The sequence below is a fragment of the Enterococcus sp. DIV1067f genome (assembly GCF_050543505.1).
Taxonomy (GTDB): Bacteria; Bacillota; Bacilli; order Lactobacillales; family Enterococcaceae; genus Enterococcus_D; species Enterococcus_D entomosocium.
In genome coordinates this window covers 445,131-464,498 of record NZ_CP172940.1, presented here as the reverse complement: position 1 = coordinate 464,498, position 19,368 = coordinate 445,131, and the positions used below count along the sequence as shown (strand labels likewise).

Here is a 19,368-nt window from a genome sequence, read left to right as displayed (position 1 = left end):
CTTTCTGCTTTAAGATTTTAGTGGAAGAAATGACTTTCTTTGGAAATGTCACTTAGTTTCTTCGTAGAGTTGACTAGATAAGGATACGCGTACGTACCGACGATCCCAAAGACTAGGAACAAAATCGTTAAAATGATCAACTGCGGGATAGCGTTTGGCCAATAGATCCCACCGGCTGATTCTCTTAACAGATTGACCGCATGAGTAAACGGCAGTAGCGGATTAATGAATTGGAAGAACTTCCCAGAGACTTGGATTGGGTAATTTCCTCCCCCACCTGAAATGGAGAGAACCAAAATAATGATGGCGATCCCTTTCCCGAGGTTGCCGAACAGTCCCGCCAGTACGTAGACGATCATCATAAAGGCGAGTCCGACGAGTAATGCGAAGAAGACACTGTACACAGGGTTGTGGACATCGACGCCTAATAAAAACATATTTCCTAGGGTCACGATCAAACTTTGGGCGACTGCCATCGTCAAGAACGTCAGCATCCGTGCCACAAAGGTTTCACGTTGTGTAAAGCGTTTTTTGTCTTTCTTCTCTAAATGATACTCCGTTGTAGCGACACTTGACAATAATAATGCCCCTACCCACAAACACAATGCGGTATAAAATGGTGTGCTAGCTGAACCATTGTTGGCGATTGGGTAGATTTCATTGCTTTTTAATTCCACTGGTTGTTTGAAGAAGTCGGCTTCATCCGTGGCATCAAGTTTCAATAATTTGATGACTTCCCCGAGATCGACTTCATTTTCTCCTGCTCGGATCGCATCAGCGGCTTTGTGGATGCCTGCTTTGATACTTGGCCAATCGTTATTGATTAAATCGACAGCCGCATCCAAGGCTTTTTCAACTTCTGGCAGTTTTTCATCCACCATCGCCATCGTAGAACTGATTTCTGATTTGATGGTTGGCCAATCGTTTTGCAAGAAGTCTACGGCCAGCCCTAATTTTTCTTCGACAACTGGTAATTCGTTGTTGTACAGGTCGGCTCCTTTGTTGATGGCATTGACGATTTCATCCATATGACCATTCAGCATCGTATTGGCATCGTGCAATTCTTGCTTGATGGCAGGCAATTCTTTTTGGTATTTTTCCAAAATCGTCACGGCATTGCTGACCACTGATTTGGTGGAAGACAGCAACGAGTCAAAATCGATTTCTTGGGCTTTTTTCAAGACATCTTCGGCAGTGGTGATGGTTTCGATTAGTTTGGTTAGAATGTCGTTGATGGTTGCAGTGATTGAATCAACATTGATGCTGTTCATAAGATCAGCGATGTTTTGAGCAGCTGCGGTAACTTGATCGAGGTACGCTGTAATTTCATCAACAGACCCATTTTGAACAAGGTTATTCAATTGCGATAAGCGGTCAGATAAAACTCCTAGCGATGTTTTAGCATTGCTTAGTTGCGTAATGATACCTTCTAAATCGGCGTTACTACCGGAATTCTGAATATTGGTTAAAAAGGCAATCAAGGAATCCAAGGCTGCTTGTTGTTGCTGGATGTTCTTTTGAAAGTCAGTGATCGTTGCACTGATTGCTTGACGCTCTTCATCCGTTAGTTCATTGTCAGCTAGTGCTTGACGAATCGTACTTGTCAGCCCAGCGGTAGTTGTTGCCACTTGACTGATCGACTCAATCGTCACCTTCACACTGCTAGAAATACTTGGCAGGGCATCTTGCAACTGTTGGGCCCCATCTTTGGTCGCTGTGGCGAAGCTGGCGGCTTGGTCGCCTAGTTGTTCGATCTGTGGTAACGCGGCTTGAACTTGTTCGATGACTTGCAGTCCTTGTTTGGCGGTATCGATGCCGTCCGTCATGGTGCTGGCAATGTCATCAAAATCATCATCGATCATCTTCAATTGTTTGCCGGCATTTTGGATCTCTGGGATCTTCTCTTGCAAGGTCAAAATGATGCTGGCTTCTTTCTTCAATGTCGGCAGCTTATCGTTTAGGCCAATCAGTTTTTCCCCCATGGCATCCACTTGCGGAATATAATCGGTAAATTCTTCGGCTTTTGCGATCTTTTCTTTGATTTCTGGAAACTTATCGTGCAAGGTGACGATCTCTTTCGTATAACCGTCGATCGTAGCCAAATTGTCATCGGTATCTAAGATCATGGATTTGACTTTGTTGATGCTGACTAAGTTGGAATCAATGTCATAGCCGATTTCATTGAAGACTTTTATTAACGTAGAGCTGGCGGTTTCAATAAAGTTCTGTGAGATCTCTTCTTGAAGGCTGCTAGCTCCTTTCTCGGTGATTTTTGGTGCGATGGCGTTGATTTTTTGGTTGCTGTAATACTCAATGGTCGGTTTTTCAATTGTCCCGCTGGTAAAGCTGATCAGATCATCTGAAAAATCAGCTGGCAGATAAATACCGGCGTAATATTTTCCTGATTTGACCCCTTCTACCAAGTCCTCTTTTGAATCCACGAAACGCCAGCCTAACTGTTTGTTATCATGGAGGGTGTCGATGACTTCATCACCGATATCGATATGCTTGCCTTGAAATTCTGCCCCTTTATCCGCACTATACACGGCGATTGGCAATTCACTGGTGTTGCCATATGGATCCCAAAGTGCTTTGATATTGAACCACGCATAAAGCGAGGGTAAGATCATTAAGGCAATGATCAAAAATGCAGAGATTGGATTGCTGAAAATTCGTTTCCAGTCCAGTTTATATAAATAGAAAACATTCTTTAGTTTATTCATTTTTTTCTTCCCCCACTAGTTCTTCGTCGAAGGATAATTTACCATGTTTTTCCCCCGCCGCCAACGGCTACGATCGACCAAGAAAAGTCCTTTTGACAAATGGACGTTTTTGTCAAAATGAAACCCCTTTACTTTTTGTTTTTTTTCGCTTATTGTTAAACTTTCTTTAACTTTACCATGATGGCGAAAAACAAACCACTCATATCCTTTGAACTGTTTTTTTACCGGTCTTTTCTTCACAAAAAAACTTCCTTTTTCTGCAACGAAAAAGGAAGTTTTTTTAGGTGTTATTTCAGTTGATCCTTTGCCAATAAATCATACACATACTTCAATGAGGTGGCTTCGCCATATAACTGAAGTCCGGCCTTCTCTTCTGGGGAGTAGACTTGATCAAAGCTTTGATCGGGAATCAGCACAACATCGATCTCCGCACGTGTCGCAGCTGTTGCTCCCACAAGAGAATCTTCCATGACTAATGCTTTTTCTGCTGCGACTTGCGCTTTTTCTAAAGTCAGCAAGTAAGGTGCGGGATCAGGTTTATGGGCGGAGACATCATCGCCAAAGGTCTGATAGTCAAAGGCCTGCAACAAATCGAAATGCGCCAACAATTCAGAGGCTCTTTTTTTCATCGTCGAGGTGGCTAGTGCCGTTTGGAAGCCTTTCTCCCTAGCCAATGCGATGGTTTCTTTCGCATAGGGTTTAGTTTTGAAGGTGCCATCAGTTATTTGCTGGGCAATATAGACTTCCCGTTCTGCTCGTAATTCCTGCACCCGCTGCTGACCGCCTACGAGGTCGGCTAATTTACTAGCCGTCTGTTGCCAACTTTGACCACGCCAACCAAAAATATCAGCGGCTGTAATCGGAAGCTGATACTTTTTAAATAGAGCCAACCACCCATCAAAATAGACTTTTTCAGTATCGACTAACAATCCATCAAAATCAAAAATCAAAAGTTCTTTCATAAACGCTCCTTCGTTTTGCTAAGATTTCCCCCTCACTCACTGGGTATCAAGACATTTCCCGACTTTTGTCAGCAGCTGCTTGCACTGCTTTGATGACAGCCGCACGAAAGCCATTTTCCTCTAAGGTTTTGACTGCTTGGATCGTTGTGCCCCCAGGCGAGCTGACACGATCCTTTAAGACACCTGGGTGTTCCTTCGTCTCTAGTACCATCTTCGCTGCGCCTAATACCGCTTGAGCAGCAAATTCATACGCCATCGGCCGCGGCATACCTTCTGCCACTGCTCCATCTGCCAAAGCTTCAATGAATAAATACGTGTAGGCTGGCGAAGAACCACTGACACCAATGACTGCATCGATCATGCTTTCTGGTACTTGCTCGGCTTTCCCAAGGCTTTCAAAAAGTTGTTTGACTTCGTTGGCTTCGGCTTCCGTTACTTGACCGTTGGGGCTGATAGAAGACATCCCTTCGCCGACAAGTGCGGGGGTATTTGGCATGACCCGCACGATTTTGTGCGCACCGATGATTTCTTCCATTTGCGCGATCGTCACACCCGCGGCAATAGATACTAGCAAATGTTCCTCAGTCAATCCTGCTTTTAAATCAGCAAGCAAGCGGGGAAAGACAAAAGGTTTGACTGCTAAGACGAAGATCTCTGCTTTTTCTGTGACATCCGCCAGCTTAGTTGTCCCAGTGATTCCGGTTTCTTTTTCTAATTGTGCCAAAGTCGGCTCGTAGCGATGGTTATAAACCAAGATCTCTGCTGGTTCATACAGCTTTGCTGCAATCAAGCCATTAATGATAGCTTTTGCCATGTTACCGGCTCCTAAAAAGGCGATTTTTCTCATGTATTTCACGCTCCACTTCTGATTTTGATACCACTTTTTGCTAAAAAAGCCTAATCAATGACTAGGCTTCAAATTCGATCATATACGGATGCAAGGCAGTGTTATAGATCCCTTCTGTATATTCTACCACTTCTCCTTGTAGATCATACGAATAACGGGTTCGTTTCAAGGCAGCGACCTCCGGCGTGATCATAAACTTCTGTTGCTCTTCAGTCAACGTCGTTGCCACAAACGCATCTTGAAAGCGATCGATGATCATTCGATGTTCATCCAACAGGCGATACAATGATTTTTCTTCAAAGACCTCGATGGAGGTTCCCTTTAGTTGCTTTGGCAAATGGTACTCATAGTAAATAAAAGGTTGGTGGTCAAAATAGTACATGCGACGTAAACGCATGACTTCTTTGCCCATCAAAGAATACGCAGGGTGTTCAGGCGCAAGTTCGACTAATTCATAGCTGAGGTTTTTCTTTGTGTATTCCTTGCCGGTCTTTTCAAGCAATTGGCTAAACGTCGTGCCTTTTGACAGCTTGTTGTAGGGGCGATTGCTTAAAACCGTCGTCCCACGTCCGCTGCGTTTTTCCACATACTCATCTGCCGCTAACAATTCGATGGCTTTGCGGACAGTGATCTTGCTGACATTGAAGGTAGCTTCCAATTCTGTTTCCGTCGGTAAAAATGAACCAATCGGGTAGCGACCCGACATGATGTCTTCTTTGAGCTTATCGGCAACATCACGGTAAAGAATGTGTTTGCGTTTCATTGCTATCTCGCCTTTCTCTCATTGGATTGGTCTGGTGTTCTCCTTATTCATCAAAGGTAGGAATGTCTTCTGGTTGCGGCTCGATCAAGACTTTCCGTGGCTTGCTGCCTTCAGAAGGGCCAACGACGCCTTGATCTTCTAATTCATCCACTAACCGAGCCGCTCGGTTATAGCCGATGCGAAAACGTCGCTGCAAGAGAGAAACGCTGGCGGTCTGCATTTCCACCACAAGGGCTTTGGCGTCTTCGAACAGCTCATCTTGCGGTTGTCCGCTGCTGCCGGCACTCGTTTCTTCCTCAGTGACCATCATTTTTTCTTCATAATTGGCTTCTTGCTGATCTGTCACGAATTCAACCACTCGTTCGACTTCTTGGTCGGAAATAAAGGCCCCTTGGACCCGAATCGGTTTGTTCTCACCCATCGGCAGATACAGCATGTCGCCGCGGCCCAGCAGTTTTTCGGCCCCGTTCCCATCAATGATGGTCCGAGAATCGACACCGCTGGAAACAGCAAACGCCATCCGTGATGGAACATTGGCTTTGATGATCCCTGTAATGACATCCACACTTGGTCGTTGCGTTGCTAAGATCATATGGATACCAGCTGCCCGCGCCATTTGTGCCAAACGAATGATGGCATCTTCGACTTCGTTGCTAGCAACCATCATCAAGTCAGCTAACTCATCAACGATCACCACAATGAATGGCAAGATCGGACGATTTTCGCCATCTTCTAAATTCTTATTGATTACTAAATCGTTGTAGCCAGTAATATTTCGGACCCCAGTTGCCGCAAATTTTTCGTAGCGTTCTTCCATTTCCTTGACCACTTTTTGCAACGCTTGCGCCGCTTTGCGAGGATTGGTCACAACGGGTGTCAAGAGATGGGGAATCCCATTGTAAACATTTAATTCAACCATTTTCGGGTCGATCATCATCAGTTTGACTTCATGGGGTTTTGCCCGCATCAAAATACTGGTGATGATGCCGTTGATGGCTACGGACTTCCCGCTCCCGGTCGATCCGGCAATCAAGAGATGGGGCATTTTCGTTAAGTCTGCCGTTTGGACACGGCCAGAAATATCGCGTCCTAAAGGTACTTCTAATAGTTTATCTGGATGATCTGGTTGGGCTTCGATCACTTCTCGGAATGAAACCATGCTGACTGCGCTGTTTGGAACTTCGATCCCAATCAATGATTTCCCTGGGATCGGCGCTTCCATCCGCACATCTTTGGCGGCCAAGGCTAAGGCGATATCATCGGTCAACCCGACGATTTTGCTGACTTTGACCCCTACTGCTGGTTGAACTTCGAATTTGGTTACTGCTGGTCCTAAGCTAGCTTTGACGACTTTTGCGTCAACACCGAAGCTTTGGAAGGTGGTTTCTAACACACCAATATTTTGTTCGATCTTTTTGTACTCGCTGCTTTGATCCGTTGAAGGGATCGAATCGAGTAATTGCGCTGAAGGCAATTCATAATCACGATTTTCAGCTTCTTCCGAAATCTCAAATTCCAATACTTCACCATCGTCATCGAGGATCTCCCCGTCTTCGTTGACCTTTTTGCTTGGTCCCGGTTTGTTTCCTGCTGGATGCGGTGCTTGAGCGGCCTCTGGTGCCGCCGCTTGCGGCAATTCTTGGAAGTGGTCGATGGGTACAAAGCTCAGCTGCTCTGGTTCAAAATCAGCTGGCGCTTGCATCTGCTGTTCTTTTGCTGATTTTTCGTCTTCTGTCATTGGTCGGACTTGATTCTTTTCTTTGATCTCCGCCATGACTGCTGCTCGCTCGGCTTCTTTTTTGGCTTCTTTCGCCGCTTGTTTCTCTGATGCTCGTTCCGCTTTGCGGGCTTCTCGTTCGGCTTGCTTTTCTGGAGAGCCTTCTAACAACCGCTGCAGCTTGTCACCAGCTACTTGCAGGTGCTCCACTAACTCGTGGCTGCTCATTTGGCTGAACAAGAACGCCCCGATCAGCATGAGTAAAACAGCGATGATGTAGCTGCCGATCTGGGAAACAAGAAAATAGGTCGCCCCATAAAGCATGGCGCCAATCATTCCGCCCCCGACATTTTGGGTCACTTGGCTGCGCCGGATATCGCCTAACAGCGTCATCCACGTCGTTTGGAAGATATTGGCTTGTTCTCCCACCACATTACTAAAGATTTGCGCATGGAGGATGATCAGTAAACCAAAATACACCAATACACAGCCGATCACTCGCCGAATGCTCTTAAACCGAGCATCGGTCGTTTTGATCGCTAACCAGACACCATAAGCAGCTAGGGCAACACTCAAAAATTGGTACGTGTTTCCGCCAACGATCCGAAACCCGTTGGCAATCAAGGTTCCTAAAAAACCTAAATGGAAAAAGCCAAATATCGAAAACAAGACAAAGAGCAGGCCGACGCCGACCAGCATTAATTTCTCTTGCTGTTTTTGTTGTTTTTTTGTTTTGCGTTTCTTTGCGCGTTTTTTTTGCGCCATTTCTATCCCTCTTTTCATCTTTCCCTATTATAACGAAAAAAGAAGGCGAACAAAAGTTTTCCTGTGAGAAATTTTGGTTAGGTGCTAGAATTTACGCGAAAATTTCTTAAATGATGAAAAAAACACCAGCTGCTAAGCAGCCAGTGCCTCTTGTTGACTTGTTTTAGTTTGGTGTGACGTCTTCGCCAAACCACTTTTCAGAGATTTCAGCAAAGGTACCATTGTCTTGCAATTCTTTCAAACCATCATTGATTTTATCTGCCATGGCTTGATCGTCTTTACGCACACCTACAGCAAAATCTTCTGCTTCAAAAGGGCTTTCGATTTCGTTGAAGTCATCGGTTTTGCCTGTTTGAGTCAAATAATATTCTGCGTAGACGCGGTCGATCAAAAGACCGTCGATCCGACCGTTTTCTAGATCGATAAAGGCTTCATTAAAACTGGCATACAAGGTTGCGTCATTGCCGTCTACAAGATCCTTCAAAACTTCCGGTTGGTTATTGAAGGTCTCATAACCAGAAGAACCTTCTTGGGCACCTAAGACTTTGCCCTCCATATCATCGAAGCTAGTAATGCCGCTGGCTTTTGCTGTGACCAAGACTTGTTTGTTTTCCATATAAGTATCTGTAAACAATACTTTTTCTTCACGAGCTGCGGTTTTGGTATACCCGTTCCAGATCATATCGATGGTGCCATTGCTTAGTTCGGTTTCTTTCATGGACCAATCGATTGGTTGAAATTTGACTTTGGTTCCTGTTAGATCCAAAATCGCTGTGGCTAAATCCACATCAAACCCAACGATGTTGCCTTGGTCGTCTTTAAAGCCCATCGGTACGAAGGTATCGTCTAGGCCGACGATCACTTCTTCTTTGTCAGCGGCACTGGTTGTGGTGTCATTGCTGCTGCCGCACGCCCCTAATAAAAATACACTTGCTGCTGCGATTCCCGTTAATAGTAATTTTTTCATTTTGTTCTCCCCCTTATTCTCCTGCTACTTTTAATAATTGATCGCCGATATTTTCGGCAAAAACCAAATCATGGGTCACCACGATCTGGGTCACTCCTTCTTTTTTCAGATCCAAGATCAGCTGTTCGACTTGCTGTCTCAAGCCTGGATCTAAGGCGCTGGTAGGCTCGTCATAGGCCAACACTTTGGGATTCATCGCCATCGCTCGTGCGATAGCCACCCGTTGCCGCTGCCCCCCAGACAATTGGAAGGGATATTGGGCTAATAGGTCACTTAACCCTAGTTTTTCTGCCAACTGTTCGGCTTTTGCTGTATACGCGGCTTTGTCTTGTTTTAGCACCATTTTTGGTGCCAAAGTGATGTTTTCATAAACCGACAAGTGGGGAAACAATTGGAAGTCTTGGAAGACGACACCGACGACTTGTTCTTGTTCTTTTGTGTCGGTGGGATCAAAGGCTTTGCCATCCAGTAAAAAGCTTCCAGAATCGATCGTTTCTAACCCAGCCAGTGTCCGAAGCAAGGTGGTTTTCCCGCCACCGGAAGGACCGACCACCGCTAAGATACTGCCGTCTTCGATCGTCAGGTCTAGCTGATCGATGACTTTTTTGGCGCCAAATGATTTTGATACTTGTTTTAGTTCTAACATATGTGGTTCCTCCTAACGGTAATAGTCCAGTTTGGTCTCGATTTGTTTTAACAATAACGTGAAGACGCCCGTCATCACCAAGTAAATCAAGCCGACCCCAACTAACGGAAGCAAGGTACTGTCTCGCTCCATGGCGATTTTTCCGATTCGCATCACGTCTGACAAGCCCAAGATGTAGACGAGGGATGTGTCTTTGACAAGATTGATGACTTCATTGCCGACAGATGGCAGGGTGATCTTGACAACTTGTGGGATGATGATTTTTTGGATCGTTTGGATTGGGGATAAACGCAAGACTTTCGCAGCTTCGTATTGTCCGGCTGGAATCGATTGGATCCCCCCACGGAAAATCTCAGCAAAATAAGCAGCGTAATTGATGATAAAGGCGATCAAGGCTGCTTCAAAGCGATCAAAGACGATCCCTAAAATCGGCAGACCGTAGAAAACAAAGATCAACTGCAGCAATAAAGGCGTTCCTCGCATCAACCAAACGTAGACTTGCACGATCAATTTCAAAATACGCAGGCGACTGGCTAAAACAAAGGCAAACAAGATGCCTAAGGGAATGGACCCGATTAAGGTCAGTGCGAACAATTTAACGGTGATTCCGGTTCCTGAAATTAGTTGGGGCATAACATTGACTAAATACTCAAACATGGTGACTTCCTCCTTGATAGGTTTCAATTTCGCTTGGCAGAAAAACAGCTTAGCGACGGCTTACTCCGACGCTTATGTGGCGCTGTGCGTTGGCTGGTGAGGGCAACTGGCAAGTTTCATTTTTCTAAAAAAGAAAAACAAAAAAAGCGCACACTGGCATTTGCCAGAGGACGCTAGATACGTGGTTCCACCTCAATTTGCCTTTCCTTCACAGGAAAAGGCCTCGTGCAGTCTTTGTGATCCTTCCACTTTCGGTTTTCGGTGAGCCGCAAAAAAAGAGAAAAAAAAACGTCCCCTAGCCATTACAGCTAAAGGACGTTATCAACGCGGTTCCACCTTTGTTTATCAGTGCTTCACAGCAACTGAACTCAGAAAGTCATCAATCAATGACTGCTGCTGTAACGGGCAAACCCGGTCTCTCCTACTTTTCTTTCGGAAAAACGACTCCAAGATGTGTTTCACAACCATGCGTTATCTCTTTGCACCAACCAGAGACTCTCTTCAAACAGCAAGCCTTGCTACTCTTCTTTTCGATGTCTGTTTCATTAAGTTGTGTCTTACTTTACTCGCTCTTAAAGAAAATGTCAAACATTTTTTCTGAAATTTTCGAAACTTTGTGGAATGCACCGATTTCGAGGGGAAGATTCAGGGTAAAGAACACGCAACTGCTTAACCGAAGTATGCTTCAGCTAAGGCTTGCCCTTGCTTGATTTTTGCCCATTGCTGCTCAGTCGAAAGCTCATTGCCGCAGTCACAAGAGGCAAAGCCGCATTGATGAGAAAGATAAAGCCGATCCTTAGGAATGATTTGACTAGCTTTGTCTAATAAGGCGATCACTCGCTCTTCATCGTCTAATGTGGCGGTTTTGCTGGATAATAAGCCTAAGACAACTTCCACTTCTGAACGATCTTTCAGCGCTTCTAAAGCCGAGATATCACCGGCACGGTCATCATCCCACTCTAGGAAAAAGCGGTCATAATGCTGATCACGTAAGAATTTTTCGGCGATCGCTTTGTAGGTACCACTGGCTGCCGCGCGGCTTTGGTAATTGCCGCGACAATTGTGGGTCCAGACTTTTAATCCTAATTCGTGGGCGTAATCAGCGACTTCGTTGTTGATCGCCACGAATTCATCGGCTAACGCTTCTAAGCCGTCATTGCCTTGGGTGAAGAAGCTCTTGTCATTGTCTTCAGCAAATAGTTCCCATAAACAATCATCGAACTGAACGATCTCACCACCGGCTTCTCGGTATTCCTGCAAGAATTCCTTGTAGGCGTTAAGCAGCCCTTCCCGCAAGGCTTCTTTCGTTGGATACACCTGACCTTCATCAACGAGGTCGTTAAAGACAGTCAGCTCGGTAAACGCGTGGGCAGCCCCCCAGACGGTGATTTTGACTGGCAGGTCGCCAGCTTGGCGTTTGGTTTCTTTAAACAATGTCAAGTAATGATGGTTTTTGCCAGATAATGGTTCTGTGATTCGGATGCCGATGTCTTTACGCGTCTCAAAATGTCCACCGTCCAAATCTTCAAAGGCATATCCATGATCGGAGATATAGCGCTCAACGCCTTTTAATCCCCAGAGAAAATCCAGATGCCACATCGAGCGACCATGTTCGCCATCTGTGATGACTGTAATGCCGTGTTCTTTTTGCGCTGCAATGATGTCAGCGATCGCTTTTGCTTCCGTTTCTTGGTAGCCAGGAAACGCATCATAAAACGGGTAGCGGATGTCCTCCCGATGCTCGATTTGATTTTTGTAGTCCAATAAATCTTGTGGTCGTAACAATGACCCCACAAGCTGAAATTTGTCTGTTGCCATATCCATTCCTCCTATACAAAGTTTTCAAAATTGTTAGATTTATTCTAGCAAACATCTTATACTATAGATAATACTTATAAACTTATATATTCCATAGGCAATACCTATAACACAAAAAGGAGGTTGCTTCCCATGCGTATCCAGCAGCTTGAATATTTGGAAAAAATCGTAGAGACCGGCTCTTTCAATGAAGCCGCCAAACAGCTTTTCATCAGTCAGCCATCCCTCTCCCAAGCCATGAAAGAGTTGGAAAAAGAGTATGATCTGCAGCTGTTTTACCGCAGTAAATTAGGGGTGACCTTGACCGATGATGGCCGTTCCTTTCTCAACTATGCTCGAAATGTTTTAGACCAAGTCAATCTCTTGGACGAACGCTTTCGCAAAGACAGCCATCGCAAGCATGTTTTCAGTGTTTCCGCACAACACTATGCCTTCGTCGTCCACGCCTTCGTGGAACTGGTCAAACAGTTAGGGGAAGATGAATTTCAATTCACCTTGCGGGAGACCCAGACACAAAATGTATTGGATGATATCCAGACGTTTAAGAGCGAATTGGGGGTCATTTATCTGAATGATTTCAACACGACGGTCCTCACCCGTTTGATCCACGAAAAAGACCTGCAATTCATTCCTTTATTTGAAGCCAAACCCCACGTCTTCATCGGCCGAGAAAATCCACTGACTCAGAAAAAAAGCATCACATTAGCTGATTTGGAACCTTATACCTATTTGTCGTACGAACAAGGGGAAACCAATTCCTTCTACTTTTCTGAAGAGATCTTAAGCACTTTACAACGCAAAAAACACATTCGCATCAGCGATCGTGCCACGATTTTCAATTTGATGGTGGGTCTCAACGGCTATACCATCAGCTCTGGGATCATCAGCAGTGAGCTGAATGATGAAAAAATCGTTGCGATTCCTTTGGAAGTCGATGATGCGATGACACTAGGTTACCTCAAACACAAGAAAATGGAACTGAGTGAGATGGCTTTGGACTATCTCGCCTTGTTGAAACAGCATATCAAAAATTACGGTTTCGACGTCTTTTAAAAAAACGATCCGCAGACAGTCGGTCGGGCTTCCTTGGTAAGGCGTCCCGACCCTGTTGCGGATCGTTTTGTACTGTTTGTTCTTCTTCTGTTCTTAAATTATCTTTCGCTGATGTAGTGGAGAAAAAATCAACGCAATGGTTTCCATTCCCACTCTTCGACTTCGGCGATATCATAGCCGTTTTCTCGAATAAAGTCATGGTGATACGCAACGGTGTCTGCCATTTTTTTGGCAAAGTCCGTTGCTTTTTCTCCATAGACCCATTCGGCGGCGTCTTTGGCTAAGTGGAAGCGATCCAATTCAGAAAGGATCCGCATATCAAACGGTGTCGTGATGTCGCCATTTTCTCGGTACCCATGAATATGAAGCTGTTGGTTGCGACGGCCAAAGAAGATGTCGCGAATCAGTCCTTCATACCCGTGGAAAGCAAACACGATCGGTTTGTCTTTCGTAAAGTAGGCTTCGAATGCTTCATCGCTCAACCCACGAGGATCGACTTCTGGACGACGCAATTTCAATAGATCGACCACATTGATGAAGCGGACTTTCAACTCTGGGAAGGCTTCAATCAGCAAGGAAACAGCAGCTAATGCTTCCAAATTCGGTTCCGTCCCGGCAGCTGCGATCACAATGTCCGGTTCTTGTCCTTCATCCGTCGATGCCCAGTCGATGATTTTCAAGCCATCTTTGACAAGCACTTTCGCTTCATCCGCCGAATAAAACTGCGGACGTGGGTGTTTCGAAGAGACCACTAGATTGATCTTTTCTTCAGAAGCGAGTGTTTCAGCCATGACAGCCATCAAGCTATTGGCATCGGCTGGCAAGTAGACCCGCACAAAGTCGGCTTTTTTCTCTGCAATATGGGTCATGATCCCTGGATCTTGGTGGGTGTACCCATTATGGTCTTGTTGGAAGACCGTTGATGAAGCGATCAAATTCAATGAGGGGTACGGGTTGCGCCAGTCCAGATCATGGGCTTTTCGTAACCATTTGAAGTGCTGCGTGATCATAGAATCAACGACTCTTAGGAACGACTCGTAGCTGGCAAAGAAGCCATGACGCCCCGTCAGCACATAGCCTTCCAAGAAGCCTTCTGCTTGATGTTCTGATAATTGTGAATCAATCACACGGCCCACTGAAGACAGCCACTCATCATAATCAGGATGTTTTGGCTCCAACCATTGGCGGTCCGTGACTTCGAACACATGGTTCAACCGATTGGATTTGGCTTCATCTGGGCCAAAAATGCGGAAGTTGTCAGGATTTTCTTTGATGATGTCACGGGCAAATTTCCCAAAGACCATCATATCTTGGGCAGTCGTTTCCCCTGGTGTCTCAATCGCAATGGCATGTGCTTGCCAATCTGGCAAGCGTAGCGGTTGCGGATCGATCCCCCCGTTGGTGATTGGGTTGACAGCCATCCGTTGCTCCCCTTTTGGCGCCAATTCTTGAATCTCAGCGTTGATGCGGCCGTTTTCGTCAAAAAGCTCTTCTGGACGATAAGACTGCAGCCAATCCGTCAAAGCATCCACGTGTTCCATATGTTTCGCATTGACAGGGATCGGCACTTGGTGGGCACGGAAGCCCCCTTCAATCGGCTCGCCATCCCAGACTTTCGGTCCAGTCCACCCTTTTGGTGTGCGAACGATTAAAACAGGCCAATGAGGCATAGCGGCTTCTTCCGCAGAACCTTTGCGGGCTTCTGCTTGGATCGCGTGGATCTGTTCGATGGCTTGATCCATCTTCTGTGCCAATTGCGGATGAACCGCTTCTGGATCGTCCCCTTCTACGAAATAAGGGGTCCAACCCATGCCTTCAAAATATTTCGTGAGATCTTGGTCGCTTTTACGAGCCAAAATCGTTGGATTGGCAATTTTGGCGCCATTCAAATGCAAGATAGGCAAAATTGCGCCATCATTGACTGGGTTGATAAAGGTATTTGAAAACCAGCTGCCCGCTAACGGTCCGGTTTCGGCTTCACCATCACCGACCACTACTGCTGCAATGACATCGGGATTGTCTAAAATAGCTCCGGTAGCGTGGGCGATGGAATAGCCTAGCTCGCCGCCTTCATGGATCGAACCTGGCGTTTCAGGTGCCGCATGAGAAGCGATCCCACCTGGGAAAGAGAAAGTTTTGAATAAATGTTTCATCCCTGCTTCGTCTTGGGTGGCTTTTGGATAGATCTCGCTGTAGCTGCCGTCTAAATAAGCATTCGCAACCATGACTTGTCCGCCATGGCCCGGTCCTTCGATATAAAACATGTTTAAGTCGTACTTATTGATGACGCGATTGAGATGGGTGTAAATAAAATTTTGTCCGGCGATCGTTCCCCAGTGACCAATTGGATTCACTTTCAAGTCTTTTTCTTCGATGGGGCGGCGCAATAAGGGATTGTCTTTCAAATAGATCTGACCAACGGAAAGGTAGTTGGCTGCTCGCCACCAAGCGTTCATTTTCTGATAATACTCTGGTGTATCGTAGGTTGTCTTCATTGTGCTCCTCCTTTTAGTCCATTGTTCCACTCTTACATAAAAGTCTATGCCCCCTATATTTAAAAGTCAATTTTGCTGATTGCTGGTGCTTTCAAGGGTTTGCTTGCCCGCACTTTACAGCCAGAAGGCAAGAAAGCTTAAGAAAAACGCAAAGAAACCGCCGGCATAGCCAACGGTTCCTTTTGTGATTGTGTACTTATTTGATCGTTACGTATTCTAATCCTACAAGTTTCGCCCATGTTTCGATCTGATCAGAATTTAAGACAAGTGAGACAACGGTGTGATGGCCACCGCCTGTTTCGATCCACTGTTTGACGCCATCGTGGAAGTTTGGTTTTGGCGTCCACATTACTCGTGCAACCGGTAGTTTTGGTGCTTCTTCAGTTGGCTCAAAGGCATCGACTTCATTGATCAATAATTTGTAGTGAGTGCCAAAGTCGGCCATCGAAACCACGACACCTTCGCCGCCTTGGCCGTCAAAGACGAGCCGGGCTGGGTCTTCACGATCCCCCATCGACAATGGCGAAACCACGATTTTTGGTTTGCTGGCTGCTAATACCGGATCGACTTCCATCATGTGGGATTGCAAGATGGCTTCTTTTCCTGGTGTCAGCTCATAGGTGTAGTCTTCCATAAAGCCAGTCGCTTTATTGTGAGCCATGATTTTCATCAAGCGGTCAATAGCGGCTGTTTTCCAGTCCCCTTCACCGGCAAACCCATAGCCTTCTGCCATCAAGCGTTGTACAGCTAAACCAGGCAACTGCTGCATACCATACAAGTCTTCAAAGTTCGTGGTGAATGCCGTATAGCCGCCTGCCTCAAGGAAGCGGCGCAGACCGATTTCTTGTTTGGCTTGTGCTTTGACATGACGTGCCCACTCTTCTTTGTCGTAATCGCCATAATCGAAATCATACAGCTGGCTGTATTCTTCAAAGAGTGCATCGATTTCTTCGTCAGTCACCGCATCGACAACTTGTACCAAATCGCCGATCCCAAAATAATCAACGGTCCAACCAAATTGGATCTGTGCTTCGACTTTGTCGCCTTCCGTCACCCCAACGTTACGCATGTTGTCGCCAAAACGAGCGACTTTAATTTGGAAGCTTTCATTGTAGCCGACTGCCACGTCCATCCAAGCAGCAATTTCTTTTTGGATGGCTTCATTTTTCCAATAACCGACAACGATTTTGTTTTGCTTTTTCAAACGGGCATTGATAAATCCGTATTCTCGGTCACCATGAGCCGCTTGGTTCAAGTTCATAAAGTCCATATCGATGGTTTCCCATGGAATTTGTTCATTGTATTGAGTGGCAAGGTGCAGCAATGGTTTTTGTAATAATTTCGTGCCGCGAATCCACATTTTTGCTGGTGAGAAGGTGTGCATCCAGGTGATCACCCCAGCGACTTCATCCCGATAGTTGACTTCTTTCATGATTTTCGTAATCGTATCGGCAGTAACAGCGAGTTCTTGTAAAACGACTGGATAAGGCAGCTTTGAGCTGTCATTTAAGCTTTTGACCATTTCTTCTGCATGGTCCCGTACTTCTTGTAATGCTTCTTCTCCATATAAGTGCTGTGATCCTACGACGAACCAAAATTCTTTTTTCCCGATTTCTAACATTCTACTTGCTCCTTTTTCGTTATTTTTGCCCGTAATAGGCATTTTCTCCATGTTTGCGTAAATAATGTTTGTCTAAGACCCGCTGCGGCAATTCGGGTGCGTAACTGTTGAGCTGGCGCGTGATAAAATTCATCTTAGCGACTTCTTCTAAGACCACTGCGTTCATCACCGCCGCATCCGCCGTTTTGCCCCAGGTAAACGGTCCATGACCGTGAAGCAAGACACCAGGAATTTCTTCTGGCGTGATGCCGCGTTCCTTAAAGGTTTCGACGATCACCTGTCCTGTTTGTGCTTCATAGCCTTCATCGATCTCGGCTTGCGTCAAAAAGCGGGCACAGGGGACTGCTCCATAAAACGTATCGGCATGGGTCGTGCCCATCGCTGGCAGATCGAGTCCTGCCTGAGCCCAGCTCGTCGCCCAAGTAGAATGGGTATGGACGATCCCACCAATTTCTGGAAATGCTTTGTATAAAACGGCATGCGTCGGCGTATCGGAGGAAGGATTTTTTGCTCCTTCCACTACGTTGCCCTCAAAATCACAAACCACCATATCACTGGCTTGCATGGTTTCATAGTCAACACCGCTAGGTTTGATGACAAACAACTGCTGTTGGCGATCCACAGCTGACACATTGCCCCAGGTGTATTTGATCAATCCTTGCTTCGGCAATGCCAAATTGGCTTGAAAGACTTCTTCTTTTAATCCTTCTAACACAAAATTCCCTTCTTTCTTTTTAAATCAACGCATCGATTGCCGCTTGCTCGATCGGCAACCCTGCTTGGTAACGTTGGGTAAAGACGGTGAATCCCTGAATGTCCGCTTCCGTTGGGACTAACGTCACGCCGTGATCATTTTTAAACACTTGATCTGCTAAAAATGCGGCCAAGGATTGTTCTGGCTTGTGGCGGCGTAGGTATGCTGCTAAAAGGGCGATCCCCCAGGCGCCGCCTTCACCAGCCGTTTCCAGGACCGTAACTGGCGCTTCCATGACAGCTGCCAAGACACGCTGGGCAACTTCTGGCGTCTTGAAGATCCCACCGTGACCAACGATTCGATCGAGGGCAACGTCTTCGGCTTCCAGAATCTTCATCCCGATCTTCATCGCACCAAAGGCACTAAACAGATGTAAGCGCATGAAATTTGCTAAAGTAAAAGAACTCTCTGGCGATCGGACGAAAAGCGGTCGTCCTTCAGGGATCTTGGTGATATTTTCACCAGAATAATAGCCATAAGAGAGCATCCCACCACAGTCTGAATCCCCTTTCAATGCTTCGTTGAACAAGGTCGCAAACAATTCTTCCGTGGAGAGTTTCATTCCAGCTGCGTCGGCAAATTCGCGGAAAAGTTTGACCCAGGCATTGATCTCCGAGGTACAGTTATTCGTATGGACCATCCCCACCAAATCACCAGAAGGCGTCGTGACCAAATCGATCTCTGGATACACTTGCGTTAAGGGTTCTTCTAAAACGATCATGGCAAAAGCCGACGTCCCGGCTGAAACATTCCCGCTTCGCTGTGCCACACTATTCGTGGCAACCATGCCAGTGCCCGCATCGCCTTCTGGCGGACATAACGGGATGCCGGCTTGCAAGGTACCGGTTGGGTCGAGTTTTTTTGCGCCTTCTGCCGTCAATGTGCCGGCTGGTTCGCCTGCTGTCAACACTTGTGGCAAAAGGTCTTTGATCTGCCAAGGATACCCCTGAATGCTGATTTGCGCATCAAATTGCTGCAGCATATTCGCATCATAGTTTTTTGTCGTACTATCGATTGGGAACATCCCAGATGCATCACCGATTCCGATAACTTTTTCTCCTGTCAGCTGCCAATGGACATAGCCGGCTAAGGTAGTGAAAAAAGCGACCTCTGGTACGTGAGCTTCTTGATTCAAAATCGCTTGATACAAGTGCGCGATACTCCAACGCTGCGGGATGTTGTATTGGAACAATGCCGTCAAAGTTTTTTCTGCTTCTTCCGTGATCGCATTGCGCCATGTCCGAAAAGGGACCAACAGCGTGCCTTGCTGATCAAAGGCCATATAGCCGTGCATCATTGCAGAAAAACCGATACTGCCGATCGTCGTCAAAGGTACCTCGAATTGCTGCTGGATATTGTGCGCCAACTCTTGGTAGCTGGCTTGCAGTCCTTGCCAAATCGCTTCTAGCGAGTAGGTCCAAATCCCTTGCTCCAATTGATTTTCCCATTCAAAGCTGCCAGAAGCGATCGTCTGAAACCGCTCATCGATCAAGACAGCTTTGATCCGTGTCGAGCCTAGCTCGATCCCAAGAGACGTGCGCCCGTCAATAATTGCTTGCCTTACTTGTTGCGTCATCTTC

General features: G+C 46.2%; 15 protein-coding genes and 1 other annotated feature. Of the genes, 1 reads left to right on the top strand and 14 read right to left on the bottom strand.

Features of this window, described 5'->3' with window-relative positions; genetic code table 11:
* Positions 1 to 17 precede the first annotated feature (17 nt).
* The 10 genes from IGJ42_RS02185 to IGJ42_RS02140 form a co-directional block, all read right to left on the bottom strand.
* Complete coding sequence (locus IGJ42_RS02185) at positions 18 to 2,723, bottom strand: YhgE/Pip domain-containing protein (protein ID WP_081118311.1); 2,706 nt, start codon at positions 2,721 to 2,723, stop codon at positions 18 to 20.
* A gap of 15 nt (positions 2,724 to 2,738) precedes the next feature.
* Positions 2,739 to 2,963 carry a hypothetical protein gene (locus tag IGJ42_RS02180; protein ID WP_223347157.1) on the bottom strand — a complete coding sequence of 75 codons (225 nt, stop codon included), beginning with the start codon at positions 2,961 to 2,963 and terminating at the stop codon, positions 2,739 to 2,741.
* 47 nt (positions 2,964 to 3,010) lie between these two features.
* On the bottom strand, positions 3,011 to 3,685 hold the full coding sequence (locus tag IGJ42_RS02175; RefSeq protein WP_005232216.1) for an HAD family hydrolase: 675 nt from the start codon (positions 3,683 to 3,685) through the stop codon (positions 3,011 to 3,013).
* A gap of 46 nt (positions 3,686 to 3,731) precedes the next feature.
* Positions 3,732 to 4,532, bottom strand: a complete 801-nt coding sequence (proC, locus tag IGJ42_RS02170; protein ID WP_008376116.1) for a pyrroline-5-carboxylate reductase — start codon at positions 4,530 to 4,532, stop codon at positions 3,732 to 3,734.
* Positions 4,533 to 4,593: 61 nt separating this feature from the next.
* Positions 4,594 to 5,295, bottom strand: a complete 702-nt coding sequence (locus tag IGJ42_RS02165; protein WP_005232219.1) for a GntR family transcriptional regulator — start codon at positions 5,293 to 5,295, stop codon at positions 4,594 to 4,596.
* Positions 5,296 to 5,338: 43 nt separating this feature from the next.
* The gene (locus IGJ42_RS02160; RefSeq protein ID WP_429947009.1) at positions 5,339 to 7,777 is read right to left on the bottom strand and encodes a DNA translocase FtsK; all 2,439 of its coding nucleotides are present in this window, start codon (positions 7,775 to 7,777) and stop codon (positions 5,339 to 5,341) included.
* A 163-nt stretch (positions 7,778 to 7,940) separates the two neighbouring features.
* Positions 7,941 to 8,744: an amino acid ABC transporter substrate-binding protein gene (locus tag IGJ42_RS02155; protein WP_005227273.1), complete on the bottom strand. Its 804-nt coding sequence runs from the start codon at positions 8,742 to 8,744 to the stop codon at positions 7,941 to 7,943.
* Positions 8,745 to 8,757: 13 nt separating this feature from the next.
* Complete coding sequence (locus IGJ42_RS02150) at positions 8,758 to 9,390, bottom strand: amino acid ABC transporter ATP-binding protein (RefSeq protein ID WP_429947008.1); 633 nt, start codon at positions 9,388 to 9,390, stop codon at positions 8,758 to 8,760.
* A gap of 12 nt (positions 9,391 to 9,402) precedes the next feature.
* Complete coding sequence (locus IGJ42_RS02145; RefSeq protein WP_005232226.1) at positions 9,403 to 10,047, bottom strand: amino acid ABC transporter permease; 645 nt, start codon at positions 10,045 to 10,047, stop codon at positions 9,403 to 9,405.
* 308 nt (positions 10,048 to 10,355) lie between these two features.
* Positions 10,356 to 10,590, bottom strand: a binding site (T-box leader).
* A 126-nt stretch (positions 10,591 to 10,716) separates the two neighbouring features.
* Positions 10,717 to 11,871: a cobalamin-independent methionine synthase II family protein gene (locus IGJ42_RS02140; protein ID WP_016619666.1), complete on the bottom strand. Its 1,155-nt coding sequence runs from the start codon at positions 11,869 to 11,871 to the stop codon at positions 10,717 to 10,719.
* 126 nt (positions 11,872 to 11,997) lie between these two features.
* Between IGJ42_RS02140 and IGJ42_RS02135 the strand changes: the two genes are divergently transcribed.
* Positions 11,998 to 12,918: a LysR family transcriptional regulator gene (locus tag IGJ42_RS02135; protein WP_005227268.1), complete on the top strand. Its 921-nt coding sequence runs from the start codon at positions 11,998 to 12,000 to the stop codon at positions 12,916 to 12,918.
* Between the two features lie 128 nt (positions 12,919 to 13,046).
* Here the strand turns inward: IGJ42_RS02135 and IGJ42_RS02130 are convergent, their stop codons facing one another.
* The 4 genes from IGJ42_RS02130 to IGJ42_RS02115 form a co-directional block, all read right to left on the bottom strand.
* A complete protein-coding gene (locus IGJ42_RS02130; protein ID WP_429947006.1) occupies positions 13,047 to 15,413 on the bottom strand; it encodes a phosphoketolase family protein in 2,367 nt (788 codons plus the stop codon).
* A 196-nt stretch (positions 15,414 to 15,609) separates the two neighbouring features.
* Positions 15,610 to 17,034: an L-arabinose isomerase gene (gene araA / locus IGJ42_RS02125; protein WP_034878099.1), complete on the bottom strand. Its 1,425-nt coding sequence runs from the start codon at positions 17,032 to 17,034 to the stop codon at positions 15,610 to 15,612.
* Positions 17,035 to 17,053: 19 nt separating this feature from the next.
* Positions 17,054 to 17,749 carry an L-ribulose-5-phosphate 4-epimerase gene (locus tag IGJ42_RS02120; protein WP_008376133.1) on the bottom strand — a complete coding sequence of 232 codons (696 nt, stop codon included), beginning with the start codon at positions 17,747 to 17,749 and terminating at the stop codon, positions 17,054 to 17,056.
* Positions 17,750 to 17,768: 19 nt separating this feature from the next.
* Positions 17,769 to 19,364 (bottom strand): xylulokinase, encoded by a 1,596-nt coding sequence (locus tag IGJ42_RS02115; RefSeq protein ID WP_429947005.1) that lies wholly within the window; start codon positions 19,362 to 19,364, stop codon positions 17,769 to 17,771.
* Between the last annotated feature and the right edge of the window lie 4 nt (positions 19,365 to 19,368).